This is a genomic window from Photobacterium leiognathi, assembly GCF_030685535.1.
GTDB lineage: Bacteria > Pseudomonadota > Gammaproteobacteria > Enterobacterales > Vibrionaceae > Photobacterium > Photobacterium leiognathi.
Genome location: NZ_CP131599.1, coordinates 420,374 through 433,717, shown reverse-complemented (window position 1 = coordinate 433,717; position 13,344 = coordinate 420,374). Strand labels below are relative to the sequence as shown.

12 protein-coding genes and 2 pseudogenes are annotated in these 13,344 nt (G+C 40.7%); 11 read left to right on the top strand and 3 right to left on the bottom strand.

Going from position 1 to position 13,344, the window contains the following annotated elements; translation table 11 throughout:
- From fliE to Q7674_RS02040, 3 genes are read right to left on the bottom strand one after another with little or no spacing between them, the layout of a single operon-like run.
- Entirely contained in the window at positions 1-372 is a 372-nt protein-coding gene (gene fliE / locus Q7674_RS02050) for a flagellar hook-basal body complex protein FliE (RefSeq protein WP_305422412.1), read from the bottom strand.
- 11 nt (positions 373-383) lie between these two features.
- Entirely contained in the window at positions 384-1,733 is a 1,350-nt protein-coding gene (locus Q7674_RS02045; RefSeq protein ID WP_045064634.1) for a sigma-54-dependent transcriptional regulator, read from the bottom strand.
- The gene (locus Q7674_RS02040) at positions 1,733-2,629 is read right to left on the bottom strand and encodes a MotY family protein (protein WP_045064635.1); all 897 of its coding nucleotides are present in this window, start codon (positions 2,627-2,629) and stop codon (positions 1,733-1,735) included. Before Q7674_RS02040 ends, Q7674_RS02045 begins: the two co-directional genes overlap by 1 nt.
- A gap of 461 nt (positions 2,630-3,090) precedes the next feature.
- Between Q7674_RS02040 and Q7674_RS02035 the strand changes: the two genes are divergently transcribed.
- From Q7674_RS02035 to Q7674_RS01985, 11 genes and pseudogenes are all read left to right on the top strand, one after another.
- Positions 3,091-3,906, top strand: coding sequence for a FliM/FliN family flagellar motor switch protein (locus Q7674_RS02035; RefSeq protein WP_045064637.1), 816 nt, complete (start codon positions 3,091-3,093; stop codon positions 3,904-3,906).
- Between the two features lie 2 nt (positions 3,907-3,908).
- Positions 3,909-4,274 (top strand): flagellar motor switch protein FliN, encoded by a 366-nt coding sequence (fliN, locus tag Q7674_RS02030; RefSeq protein WP_045064639.1) that lies wholly within the window; start codon positions 3,909-3,911, stop codon positions 4,272-4,274.
- A gap of 2 nt (positions 4,275-4,276) precedes the next feature.
- Positions 4,277-5,041: a flagellar type III secretion system pore protein FliP gene (gene fliP, locus Q7674_RS02025; RefSeq protein WP_045064640.1), complete on the top strand. Its 765-nt coding sequence runs from the start codon at positions 4,277-4,279 to the stop codon at positions 5,039-5,041.
- A gap of 15 nt (positions 5,042-5,056) precedes the next feature.
- Complete coding sequence (fliQ, locus tag Q7674_RS02020; protein WP_006644141.1) at positions 5,057-5,326, top strand: flagellar biosynthesis protein FliQ; 270 nt, start codon at positions 5,057-5,059, stop codon at positions 5,324-5,326.
- Positions 5,326-6,102: pseudogene (gene fliR, locus Q7674_RS02015) on the top strand (flagellar biosynthetic protein FliR). Before fliQ ends, fliR begins: the two are co-directional and overlap by 1 nt.
- The gene (flhB, locus tag Q7674_RS02010) at positions 6,099-7,226 is read left to right on the top strand and encodes a flagellar biosynthesis protein FlhB (RefSeq protein WP_045064646.1); all 1,128 of its coding nucleotides are present in this window, start codon (positions 6,099-6,101) and stop codon (positions 7,224-7,226) included. The pseudogene fliR and the gene flhB overlap by 4 nt, the downstream one beginning before the upstream one ends.
- Positions 7,227-7,265: 39 nt before the next feature.
- On the top strand, positions 7,266-9,359 hold the full coding sequence (gene flhA, locus Q7674_RS02005) for a flagellar biosynthesis protein FlhA (protein WP_305422408.1): 2,094 nt from the start codon (positions 7,266-7,268) through the stop codon (positions 9,357-9,359).
- A gap of 31 nt (positions 9,360-9,390) precedes the next feature.
- Positions 9,391-10,197: an EAL domain-containing protein gene (locus Q7674_RS02000; RefSeq protein ID WP_045064649.1), complete on the top strand. Its 807-nt coding sequence runs from the start codon at positions 9,391-9,393 to the stop codon at positions 10,195-10,197.
- Positions 10,198-10,550: 353 nt separating this feature from the next.
- Positions 10,551-11,138 carry a hypothetical protein gene (locus Q7674_RS01995; protein ID WP_045064651.1) on the top strand — a complete coding sequence of 196 codons (588 nt, stop codon included), beginning with the start codon at positions 10,551-10,553 and terminating at the stop codon, positions 11,136-11,138.
- Positions 11,139-11,252: 114 nt separating this feature from the next.
- Positions 11,253-12,243 (top strand): annotated as a pseudogene (locus Q7674_RS01990) (IS30 family transposase).
- A gap of 324 nt (positions 12,244-12,567) precedes the next feature.
- The gene (locus Q7674_RS01985) at positions 12,568-12,882 is read left to right on the top strand and encodes a hypothetical protein (RefSeq protein ID WP_008988877.1); all 315 of its coding nucleotides are present in this window, start codon (positions 12,568-12,570) and stop codon (positions 12,880-12,882) included.
- The last annotated feature ends 462 nt before the right edge of the window (positions 12,883-13,344 follow it).

The window sequence follows — 13,344 nt, the reverse complement described above, 5'->3', positions numbered from 1 at the left end:
CTACACTAGCATTTTCATTACATCTTCAAATGACGCAACCACTTTATTACGCACTTGCATTAAAGCGGAAAAAGACAAACTGGCTTTTTGACTCGCAACCATTGCCCCAACTAAATCATCACTTTGCCCTAACTCAACGGCGGTGATTTTGTCACTAGCTGTTTTTTGATGCTGGTTCACCGTGCTAAGTACACCAGTCATGGCTTGAGAAAATGACAATGGTGCTGGTGTAAACTGATTATTCGTGGCTTCTACCGTCATCATATTGGGTTTTACGATGAAATCAGCTTGAGTACGTTGCTGCATCTGCTGCATTTTCTCAAGCATGAGCTGTTCTGATGTTAAAGACGATATTGGGTTATTCGTGGTCATTTAACTCTCCTTTATGCTGCCGAACCTAATACAGCATCAATGTCTATTCCTTGCTCTCGCATTGCCGCTAGTTTGTATCGCAGCGCCCTAGTCGTTACGCCCAGTTGTTGAGCCGTTTTGGTTCGATTACCACCAAATTGCTTGAGGATCTTAATAATGTATTGAAACTCTGCCATTTTCTTTGCTTCAACTCGGCCATTCTCACCACGGATTTGCGGTAAGTTAGTAGGCGATGTGGCATCAACAGGCAACATCAGATCCTGAGCTGTAATGAAATCACCATGACGCATCACCAAAGCCCGTTGCACGACGTTTTCCAATTCACGAATATTGCCCGGCCAGTGATACTGCGCTAATGCAAAACACGCATCTTCCGATAGCTGGCAAGCACTACCCATTTGGTATTTATTTATAAAGAACTGTGCCAGAGGCAGAATATCGGCTGTGCGTTCACGTAACGCAGGCCAATGCAGAGGAAGGACATCTAAGCGATAGTAAAGATCTTCTCGAAACGTCCCTTTTTGAATTTCAACTCGCAGATCTTTGTTCGTTGCTGCTATCACGCGAATATCGAGTGGAACGGTTTTATGACTACCGACTTTTTCGACTTCACGCTCTTGCAGCACTCGCAATAACTTGGCTTGTAAGCTCGGCGACATTTCCGCAATTTCATCTAATAAAATTGTGCCACCATTCGCTTCTTCAAATTTTCCTGTTTGGGTTTGGGTTGCGCCAGTAAACGCCCCTTTAACGTGCCCGAACAGTACTGCTTCTAGCATGGATTCAGGAATAGCTGCACAGTTAACAGCAACAAAAGGTGCTTTAGAGCGGGATGAATGTTGGTGAACGTATTGCGCTAATACTTCTTTGCCTGTTCCTGATTCGCCAGTGATCAGAACTGTGGCATTGGTACCCGCTGCACGATGAGCTAATTGCAGTACCTGCTTGCTGCGCCATGATTCCACTACGATATCGGTTAATGGTTTGTCTAAGGCTTCAACGCGAGATAACAATCCTAGTAATTGCTCAGATTCAAACGGACGCAGTAAATAATCAGTTGCCCCTGCTTTCATCGCTTCTGCAGCCATCATCCCTTGCGCCTGATCGACAATGGCAATGGAAACTGGTGTTGTTCCGTTATGGGTCGCAGACGCTTTTTGATGAAATTGACGAATAAAATCTGTTAATGAGATATCCGTAATATGCGAGCTTACTAAGGTAATAGCCGAGGATGATTGGTATAACGCTGCACGACCTGAGGTGAAATGGTTAACCTGATATCCTTTACTCTCAAGCACAGCAATCATTTGATTGGCGGCATTTAAGTTTGGCTCGACTAATTGAATATTGTTAGGTTGCATTAGCTACCCTTCCTTTTTACTGCTTCTTCCTTGCGAATAGCGCGAATAGTCACGCGACGGTTTTTCGCTTTTCCCTGCTGGGTATTGTTATTGGCAACAGGATAACGGGAGCCATGAGATCGTATTTCCATCAATGATGAACGCACACCGTTTTCTCGCAGAATGCTGGCAACATCATCTGCACGGACTTTTGAAATTTGAAGATTGGCAACACTAGAGCCGACATTATCGGTATGCCCATCAATCAATACTCGTTTGATATTTTTGTCGTGTTTTAGATAACTTGCCAAATCCACCAAGGTTTGTTTTTGTGATGAGCTAACAACCCGTTGACCCAAGTTAAATTGCAGCACCACATCCCTTGCATCTCGGTATGCCATGGCAGGTAATTGCGCTCGACACTGATTAAAATCCGCCATTGCCTGCGTAATATTGACCGACGGCACAGTGACATCTAACGACTCATTTAACTGCGATGACGTCAGGCGAAATCCAAGCCATTGCCCTTGTGCCATCGCTTCAAGTAGATTTTCAATATCATCATAAAAGCTCACTTTGCCTGCTTTTTTAGGCAATCCAATTTCTTCGATCACAACAGGGGGATAATCACTCTCCCAAGGCGATGTCACTTGGCTAAGTATCGCTCGCTCATAAGGCGTTTTAACATGGAAGCTATTAACCTGAACGCCTAATGGCTGCTTAGGTTTAGCGACAAAATTAATAGAACCAAAATGACGAATAGCTTGATTTAATGAACAACTAAATTTATCCCCTTTATATTTCCATTGAACTAAATCCATAGGAACAAAAAGCTCTTTCGCAAAGCTATTAAGTGAAAGCAATATAAATACGACAGGGAATAATAGTTTTTTTAATGTATAAATCATGAGTGTCATAATAAGCACTCACCTCTTCATAAATTAATCACAGTTTTATTATAGCTAAACAATTGCATATCAAGCTGAAATTTAAAACATATTAAACACAGTGATGATATCTATATAATATTTATACAAATTACATTGAACAAACATTATTTGACGCTATTTTAGACATTATTTTGACGATTATTAAAACACGCTAACATAAGACTAAAGTATAATATTAAACCATTATTATTCATAAACTTACCCATGACTAATTGTTAACTCACTTTCATCATAATCAAAGTTTCTAAAATTAAAACATCAAAACAGTTTTTATTTCATTGAATAATAATGGTATGAACTAACGTCACATTTTTGCTCTCAATATGTTTTATTTTATATATTCACAGTTATAAAAACACTAAACATATTTATATAAACACAATAAACATCAACTACACTTTAATTTTATCCACTTAATTATGATAACTATGGAATATATAAAATCGGATTTTGACAATAAATATCCCATATTAAATGTGGAACTATTAGGAAAGCCAATTCATACCATTAAAGATGAATTGGCTAATATTTTAAATCGTTCACTAACCGAACTAACTGACCAAATTCAAAAATGGATTAAGTCCACTGAATTTACGATCTCTATCGTCAGTATTGATTTTCAATCACCGCAACAGGGGCAACATTCGGCACTGACGTTAAAACATGATGATGGTGGCATGATCAATTTTCGCTGCTCAGCCCCACTACTTATTTCTCTGTCTGATCGTTTTTATAATTCACCGGTTAGTCGTTTAAATAGCGTAAAAAGTCAGGTACTTACTGCGAGTGATTTTCGATTGCAACAACGTTTAGGGCATCTTTTTGCTAGCGTTATTGCCCCAGAAGAGATGTGGAATGAATGTGACAGCTCTCTATCTGGCGATATAGGTTTGGTGATCCAACTCAACGTTAGTTGTGAAGATACACTCGGCACAATCACCATCTGTATTGATTCCTGTTTAATCCAAACCTTAACCACAGTGATTGGCTTACAACCTATCGCCAATATCAATGAGCAATTCACCAAACAACTCGAATCCACCAAGGTCGTGCTCAATACCATTTTGTGTGAAAAGCAAATGCCATTGGATCAAGTGCTACAACTCAAACCCGGAGATGTGTTCGACATTGATTTGATCCAATCTTCACCCATCAGCATTGGGCAAGAACACTTATTTAATGGTCATGTAGCAGAGCAAAATGGTCAGCTTGTTTTAATCATCAACACCAGTAAGGACACATAAGCATGAGCGATATTAACGAACCCGATCTATTTAATGATGATGACTTAAATTTTGATGATCTTCAGTTGGAACAGTTTGATGAATCCCCTCAACTTGATACACCTAACCCTCAACGTGGCTTAAGTTTTTTTAAGAAAATTCCTGTCACTGTAACCCTTGAAGTAGCAAGCACTGAAATCTCATTAGGCGAATTAATGAAAGCCGGAGAAGGCAGTGTGATTGAGTTAGATAAGCTCAATGGTGAACCGTTAGATGTCAAAGTGAATGGCTCACTAATGGGTCACGCTGAAGTGGTGGTGATCAATGAGAAATACGGTTTACGACTGATTGATGTTGTCGATTCACCGCTAAATACCATGGACAACTAAGCATGATATATCAGGGATACCGCTTATTAACTTGTGTTCTCACACTCGTTGTTATTATTGGCTGTCTGTTCTTTACTTCACAGGTAGAAGCCAATAGTGGGCTGAACTTTCTCACCGTGACTGATGAACAAGGCGAGCAAGAATACAGTGTGAAGTTACAGATCTTACTCTTGATGACAGCACTGAGTTTTATCCCTGCTTTTTTGCTGATGGCAACCAGTTTTACCCGCATTATTATCGTGCTTTCTATTCTGCGCCAAGCACTTGGGTTACAACAAAGCCCACCCAATCGTATTCTGGTGGGTATTGCCCTTTCTCTAACAATTTTAATCATGCGTCCTGTATGGAGTGATGTTTACGATAATGCTTTTGTGCCTTATGACAACGGCGATATCACACTCTTACAAGCCTTTGATACTGCGGAAAAACCCGTACGTGATTTCATGCTAAAACAAACCCATCAAAGTGCGTTAGAGCAGATGATGCGCATAGCTAACGAACCACTAGATCAAGATGTTGAAGATATTTCTTTTGCGATTGTGTTACCAGCTTTTGTGGTCAGTGAGCTAAAAACCGCATTTCAAATTGGCTTTATGCTGTTCATCCCTTTTCTGATCATCGACTTAGTCGTTGCCAGTGTCTTAATGGCAATGGGTATGATGATGCTATCTCCACTTATCATCTCATTGCCTTTCAAACTGATTGTGTTTGTTCTTGCTGATGGCTGGACCATGACAGTCGGTTCGCTTTCTGCCAGCTTTGGATGACAAAGGGAGAATGCAATGACGCCAGAACTTGCGGTAAACCTATTTTCTAATGCTGTTTGGATCATCATTAACATGGTGATGGTATTAGTTATACCGGGGTTATTAGTCGGATTAGTGATTGCGGTTTTTCAAGCTGCCACCCAAATCAATGAGCAAACACTTAGCTTTCTACCTCGTTTGATCATGACCTTACTCATGGTGATTTTTGCCGGACATTGGATGTTAAGACGCCTCATGGAATTATTTGATTACTTATTTCATAACATTCCGGGAATGATTGGCTAATGGCGATCTCGTTTGCAGAGCTTAATGCCCTTCTCGCTCAGTTTTGGTGACCATTTTTTCGTATTGGGGCTGCCATGTTAGCCATGCCATTTTTTGGTGATGCACTAATTCCTATTTGGGTTCGCGCTTTGTTAGCACTTGCTATCAGCTTTATTGCCGCGCCTCTTATGCCAGCGATGCCAACGACTGATTTACTATCACTTAATGCATTAACTCTGGCATTTGAACAAGCGATCTGGGGAATTTTATTTGGTTTAATCTTGCACTTTTTATTTTCCATCATGACCTTGCTTGGGCAAATCATTTCGCTGCAAATGGGGTTAGGAATGGCAATGATGAATGACCCTGTTAATGGGGTTTCTATTGCCATTCTTGGACGAATGTTTTTACTCTTTTCTACTCTGCTATTTCTTGCCCTTGATGGGCATTTATTGGTCATTGATATTCTGGTTCAAAGCTTTACTTCTTGGCCTGTTGGCAGTGGCTTAGCGCTTTCCTCAGTAAAACAAATACTCACGCTTTTTGGTTGGATGTTCAGCTCTGCACTGGCTATTGCGCTACCTGCAATTGTGTCCATGCTTTTGGCTAATATTAGTTTCGGTGTGATGAACCGCGCCGCGCCAAGTTTAAACGTCTACGCCCTCGGTTTTCCTATGACCATGTTATTAGGGCTGTTTAGTGTCTTAATTTCAGTTAGCGGTGTACCTACACGCTATGCTGAGTTAGTGCATCACACTTTAGATCAGCTCCAACTTTATATTTCGGGGGGCGCATGAGTCAGTCATCAGCACAAGACAAAACCGAAAAAGCAACCCCGCAGAAGATCCGTAAAGCCCGTGAACAAGGTCAGATCCCACGTGCAAAGGACTTCACAGCCGCGACTATTTTTATTGCAGTTATCGTTTTCTTTTATTTTCAAATTGATGTGATTTGGCAGGCGTTAAATGGCGTCTTTCAGCTCAATATGACAATCTCTCATGATGATTTGCGCTCTCCTTGGCTTGCTATTGAAGCATTAGGCACAAGCTTAGCCATTATCATTCAATTACTGCTGCCATTATTTGCTTTGATATTCATCACAGCTATCGCCAGCGGTTTATTACTTGGCGGCTGGCTTTTTTATCCTGCGGGTGTGCTGCCAAAACTCTCAAAAATTGATCCCATTGCAGGAATAAAACGCATGTTCTCAACGCGATCTTTGGTAGAACTTTTAAAGTCGACACTCAAAGTCTGCGTGATTTTCCTGCTGTTATATCTCTACCTTGATGCCAATCTAAGCCGCTTATTAGGGATGCAAAACTTACCGCTTAAACAAGGCGTATCGTTAATTATGACTATTCTCTTTCATGGCATTTTGCTTATGGGGATTGCTCTTTTTATCTTTGGTCTCATTGATATTCCCTACCAAAAATGGGAACACGCTAAAGAGCTAAAAATGACCAAGCAAGAACTTAAGGAAGAATTTAAGACCAACGAAGGTAATCCTGAGATCAAGCAGCGTATTCGCCAAATTCAACAGCAGTTCGCCCGTAGAAAAATTGATAAAGCAGTACCAAAGGCCGATGTGGTGATCGTCAACCCAACCCATTATGCCGTTGCGATTAAATATGACACAACACTGTCTGAAGCGCCCTTTGTTGTAGCAAAAGGCATAGACGAAGCGGCAATGCATATTCAAACCATCGCCAAACAACACGATGTAGAGATCTTACGCTCACCACCATTAACCCGTGCGATTTATCACAGCACCCAGATAGAACAAGCGATCCCAAGTCAGCTCTATGTCGCCGTGGCGCATATTTTAACTTATGTCTTACAGCTCAAAGCCTTTCGACAAGGGCAAGGCAATCAACCACAACAATTACCTAATTTTGTTATCCCGAAACATTTACAGCATTAATCTCAGCGCATTGTTACCTGATTGGATGAAGGACTTCACATGTTAAATTGGCTCACAACACTCAAACAGTCGAGTAAAGGTTATATCGGTATTCCTATTGCACTACTGATGATTCTGGCAATGGTGATTTTACCCCTGCCGCCAATGCTGCTCGATGCCTTATTCACCTTTAATATTGTCTTGGCAATCTTGGTATTGTTAGTCAGTACCACAGCAAAAAGACCGTTAGATTTTTCTGTTTTCCCCACCATTTTGCTGGTAGCAACATTAATGCGCCTGACATTGAATGTGGCCTCAACACGTATTGTGTTATTGGAAGGTCACAATGGTGGCGATGCCGCAGGTAAAGTGATCCAAGCATTCGGTGAAGTGGTGATCGGCGGTAACTATGTAGTGGGTATGGTTATCTTCGTGATTTTAATGATCATCAACTTTGTGGTGATCACCAAAGGTGGCGAACGTATCTCTGAGGTAGCAGCCCGTTTCACCCTTGATGCCCTTCCCGGTAAACAAATGGCGATAGATGCGGATTTAAACGCAGGTATCATTGATCAAAACCAAGCTAAACAACGCCGTCGTGATGTTGCCAATGAAGCAGATTTTTACGGTTCAATGGATGGTGCTTCTAAGTTTGTTCGTGGTGATGCCATTGCAGGTTTGTTGATCCTGTTTATCAATATCATCGGTGGTATCAGTATCGGTGTTTTTGAGTACGGACTCAGCGCTTCTGATGCTTTTAAAACTTATGCCTTACTGACCATTGGTGATGGTCTTGTCGCGCAAATACCTTCCCTGCTGTTAGCAACTTCTGCCGCTATTATTGTCACTCGCATTAATGATAGCGATGATGACATGACGCAAGCCATGCAGAATCAGCTGCTTGCCTCGCCTGCCACCTTATTTACTGTTGCTTCTGTGATGGCAATCATCGGCATGGTGCCGGGTATGCCGCATCTTGCGTTTTTCAGCTTTGCCGCCGTATTAGCCTTTGCGGGCTGGCGACAATATAAAAAGCCCCATCACCACCTGCAACTCGATGAAGTTGAAGCCGTTTCTCAAGCGATGCAACTAGACCACGAGACACCTTTAACATGGGATGATATTCCTCATGTTCAAAGTATGTCGTTATCGCTTGGCTTTCGTTTAGTACATTTGGTGAATAAAGAACAAGGCGCACCACTCACCCAACGTATTCGCGGTGTTCGCAAAAACTTATCAGAGCAAGTCGGCTATTTACTGCCTGAAGTCAATATTCGCGACAACCTGAGTTTAAAACCGAATCACTATACCATTGCGGTTCACGGTGAAATCATTGAGCAAGGCAGTATTGAACCTGAACGTTTAATGTCCATTGCCGTGGGTGATACTTATGGCGAAATAGACGGTATCCTCGGTCACGATCCTGCCTATCAATTGCCTGCGGTATGGATTGAGAATAACAACAAAGCAAAAGCACTGAATATGGGCTATCAAGTTGTTGATGATGCCACCGTCATTGCCACTCACTTAAGCAAGGTAATGAAAGTCCATTTAGCAGACTTGTTTACCCATGATGATGTGGATTTTATTAACCAACGTTTGGCGCAACAAGCGCCGAAATTAGCGGAAAGTTTAAGTGCTGCGTTAACACCTGCTCAGCAACTTAAAGTGTATCGTCAATTGCTGATAGACCAAGTACCGCTAAAAGATATTCGTACCATAGCCAATACTATGTTGGAAGCCTCTGAGAATACCAAAGATCCGATCTTAATTGCTGCCGATGTCCGTTGTAGCTTACGTCGCACACTAGTGAATTTAATCAATGGCGATAAGAAAGATCTTAGTGTGTATGCCCTATCAGATGAACTTGAACAAATCTTATTAACCTCACTGCAACAAGCACAAGCCAGTGGCAATGTGATGCTTGATAGTTTCCCTATTGAACCTAATATTTTAAGCCAGTTTCAACAAAATATGCCGCTGGCAAAACAACAATTAAAACAGCAAGGAGCAGCCCCTGTTTTATTAGTGATACCGCAATTAAGACCGTTACTATCTCGCTATGCCCGTACTTTCGCCCAAGGTTTAGCGGTGCTATCTTATAATGAGGTCCCTGAAAATAAGCACATCAATATTATTGGCAACTTAGGCTGATCCATTCACCACAATTGCACTAGGATGAAGTATGACAGCTCAACAAACATTAACTACTGTGGACGATCTTTACCGCTATATTCAAAGTATTGTTCAATCACTCACACGTAATAATGACGATGCAATCTTGCTTGAAGCCTTTGAACAAAACGATTTACGCCATGTGTGCCAAGCCATTCGTGAAACCATATCTAATCAAGTGACTTATCAACATCTAACCTTGCGTTTTGGCAGTAATAGCGAACAAAGTGTTTATCAATTTGATGTTTCTAAACCGGTGCTGTTTCTGTTTGATCTCTACAGTTTATATTTAGCGATTCGTCATATTGACTTTCAACTCAGTACATTTCACAAAGATGTAATTAATCCTTTAGTGGTGCCGATAAATTCTGAAACTCTCTCTTGGCCTATAGGACAAAACTTTATTAATCAGGTTTATCAGCATCACTCTAGCGTCATGAAATACATTATTCCCTGTGTTCAACTTCATGATACTGAAAATAACGGATGCCATAACGTAATGACATTAAATGCAAATTTAGAGTCACTTAAAAAGAAAGCGGTACAACTTTGGGTCGATATTATTCCCCCTACTCAATATTTAGAGACAATTAAAACCATCAAGCCAGATGCCATTAAAACGTCGCATATCCTTAATGATGATCATAAACGCTCAGGATTAGTTACTGTGATACGTTTTATTCGTAAAAACAATATATTATTTATTGCAGGGCGAGTGGGAAGCCAACACGAACTCAATCAATATCGTCAACTTGGCGCGCAGTATTACTTCGGTTACATTAGCGATATTCCAGTGGCGGTTTCAATGAGAAAGTAAGTGGCGAGTAACTATTAAATACCAAGTAGGATTTATATGTTCCTGCACCTAAAAGTGTAACGTTAACTTTAATAGTTAATACCTAAGCTTATGTGGATGAAGTGAAAGAAAGTTCTGTTCTTATATGGCACGCTGTTTCTTTACGGATAGAGATTGAATTATGCAATGTTAGCCAATTCATGTCTGCCCCAAAGTTTGCTATAGGAATTTAATTTATTTGAAGTCTAAACGACCTTGCATGGAGCACTACCTGAACAGAATGCTGATAAGATATTAATCTTTTAGGATTAATGTTAAATTTAATTCTATCACATTAACATTTCAACAATGTCTAACATAATAATTAAACTCCAATGATACTATATACAACTCTGATAGTTATATTTCTGTGCTTTGCTTGCTGGTATGATGGGTGGTGGATTTCATCACTTACCGAAGAAGAAGGAAAAGTTTTATATAAAGCATTAAGTGGGCAACGTGTAGAAGATCAAACTAAATCAACTGTTAATCCTAATGCGGTTGATTTTTTTGCTAAAACTGACAACGGAAAAGCGTTTTACATGCTCAACCTTATTAAGGACAAAAAACTAGAAAATAAGGATATCGGAGCATTTGAAAGTATAGACAGAAATTACGCTAAGGTTGTCTTCCCTCTTTTATTTAAGCATGGCTGCCACCCAGTTCTAGTATCAAAACCACTCAATACTTTTTCACAACCCGCTATTGAGGAAAAATGGGACGCTATTTTCATTATAAGATATAGAAGCAGAAAAGACCTTTACAAGATAGTAACCAACCCTGAATTTCAAAAAGCTTGGGAGTTTAAATTGTCAACAATTCAAAGTACCACTGTTATTCCCTCTGTTCCTATATTACAAGGAGTAAACTTAAATTGGATTGTTGGATTAATATTAATTTTGATTGGATGGATTTGTACATAAATTTTGAGCCCCGATTTCAGATAATAAGTGCGACACTTATGGAAAGGCGTAGAAGAGGAAACCAACTGCTGAAAGTGGTACGCTCTTCTCGCCAAAGAAACAAGCTGTACTACCATGAGTTATCAGCAGTTGACCGAGGGGAAAAGATACCAGATTTCTACCCTTTTGGAACTGGGAATTTCAATCTCTGAAATTGCCCTAAAAGTGAAGTGCCATCGTGCAACGGTTTATCGTGAGTTAAAAAGAAACCGAATATATAACCAATATTGCCCTAAGCACGCTCACGCGTCTTCCGTTAGCAGGCGTAAGACCGCTCATAAATATCGGATACCTGTTGAGCGTGTTGAATTTGTCCGTCTATTAATCAGCATAGATTGGAGTCCTGAGCAAATTGCGAGTGTTCTGACTAAAGCAGGAGCATCAATCAGCCACGAATGGATTTATCGCTATGTTGCTCAAGACAAACGTCAAGGTGGCAAGCTCTATCGCCACTTAAGGCAAGGACATAAGCGATACCGTAAAGGGCTGAAAGAGAAGGCTCCTATGATTAAAAATGCAATATCGATTGATGAGCGGGCATCGATTGTCGATAACCGAGAACGGTTTGGAGACTGGGAAATTGACACTGTATTAGGCATGCACGGCACTGGCGCAATCGTCACCATCTTAGAGCGAAAGAGTCGATTCTATTTAGCTAAGAAGGTAGCGTCCAAATCGGCCGCCGAGGTAACGAAAGCGACGATAGACATGCTCATGCCATACAAGGGTTGCGTACATACGATTACTGCCGACAACGGAAGAGAGTTCGGAGGCCATCAGGAGATCGCAGAGGCACTGGATGCAGATTTGTATTTTGCTCACCCGTATAGCTCGTGGGAGCGAGGAGTGAGGAGTGAGGAGTGAGGAGTGAGGAGTGAGGGAGTGAGGAGCGAATGAAAACGCTAATGGTCTACTAAGGCAATATGTGAAGAAAGGGACGGACTTGAGAACGGTGACGGATGACGATATTCAGTTTGCTCAATCAAGGATTAACAATCGCCCTAAAAAGTTTTTAGGATTCAAGCAACCAGCCGTTATTTTCAAAGAAATGGCAATGGCCGCTTGATATTAGAGAGTGTCGCACTTCGAAGTTGAATTCGGGATTTATTTGACCTATCAATAGTAGCAACAGAGATTAAAATTTCAGACTAAAATGAAATAATAAAAAAAATCTGCTTTTGACTATTACTGAAAGTGTATTGAAAACGCTTAAAGTAACAATAAATCAAAGAGTTAAATAGTTATATTCACTTACACTTCAATAAGTAGAACTGATGATAATGATTGATTTTTTTAGTTGGTAACACCTTGTCTTTGCTCGATAGAATCTTCTGACAGCGACAGGACGTTAACCAATGTCCTACAGCATTTTTGTACAGAGGGCCAAGATATGGCAGTTCAATCTTCCCATGCCGATATTTATACCATCGCAAAATCAGCCTTAACCAAAGCCAGTAAACAGCTTGCCGCTGATGGCTATGACACCGATATTTATTGTATTGATGGGCGTATTCGCCTTGTGATCGATAACGAAAGACATCAACCATACGAGTATGCACTTCAGCTTCACAAGAACGCGGATAATGAACAAACGCATCTTGAAGTCATGATCAAAAATAACCAACAATCATACTTAGTCGATGGGCTATCTGAGCCTGAATTAATTGCAGATATTTTGATGCAATATAAACGTTATTGCGTTTGACTCACCACCAGCAATATAACGGCAATACCTACCAAAGACACATTACTCATCATTGATATACCCAAGTAACTTCAAGATGCAGTGTTCAGCGAGACGACCTTAGTGCTCAGGCGCGGCAACGATTCGAAGATATAGTGGTTCTACATTGAAAATCGTTAACAAAGTCTGAGAGCTAAGGACGCTCGCCCTTTGGGAGCGTGTCACTGAGCCGACTTCTTGCGTCAGACAACTTGGAAAGAGCTCGCTATTCCGCTTCGTTGTCTTCCTTGAATTCAACTCAGTGACTTCGCTCTGAATCAGGCATATTGAAGTCACTTGGGTATATGTGTCTTTTGAAGGGTATTTAGCTGAATATCTATAAGTAATTGAATCCGATCGGTTTCTTTTCTCAAAAAACAGTCTTCGGGATTTATCAATATCCACTATGCTTTGATCATCACATCATTCTTCAATAAGCGATAC

Bases quoted from the DNA above. Each gene is read 5' to 3' on its own strand.
- Q7674_RS02040 (WP_045064635.1), bottom strand. From the start codon at position 2,629: ATGACACTCATGATTTATACATTAAAAAAACTATTATTCCCTGTCGTA.
- Q7674_RS01995 (WP_045064651.1), top strand. From the start codon at position 10,551: ATGATACTATATACAACTCTGATAGTTATATTTCTGTGCTTTGCTTGC.
- fliN (WP_045064639.1), top strand. From the start codon at position 3,909: ATGAGCGATATTAACGAACCCGATCTATTTAATGATGATGACTTAAAT.
- fliQ (WP_006644141.1), top strand. From the start codon at position 5,057: ATGACGCCAGAACTTGCGGTAAACCTATTTTCTAATGCTGTTTGGATC.
- Q7674_RS02000 (WP_045064649.1), top strand. From the start codon at position 9,391: ATGACAGCTCAACAAACATTAACTACTGTGGACGATCTTTACCGCTAT.
- fliE (WP_305422412.1), bottom strand. From the start codon at position 372: ATGACCACGAATAACCCAATATCGTCTTTAACATCAGAACAGCTCATG.
- flhA (WP_305422408.1), top strand. From the start codon at position 7,266: ATGTTAAATTGGCTCACAACACTCAAACAGTCGAGTAAAGGTTATATC.
- Q7674_RS02045 (WP_045064634.1), bottom strand. From the start codon at position 1,733: ATGCAACCTAACAATATTCAATTAGTCGAGCCAAACTTAAATGCCGCC.
- flhB (WP_045064646.1), top strand. From the start codon at position 6,099: ATGAGTCAGTCATCAGCACAAGACAAAACCGAAAAAGCAACCCCGCAG.
- Q7674_RS02035 (WP_045064637.1), top strand. From the start codon at position 3,091: ATGGAATATATAAAATCGGATTTTGACAATAAATATCCCATATTAAAT.
- Q7674_RS01985 (WP_008988877.1), top strand. From the start codon at position 12,568: ATGGCAGTTCAATCTTCCCATGCCGATATTTATACCATCGCAAAATCA.
- fliP (WP_045064640.1), top strand. From the start codon at position 4,277: ATGATATATCAGGGATACCGCTTATTAACTTGTGTTCTCACACTCGTT.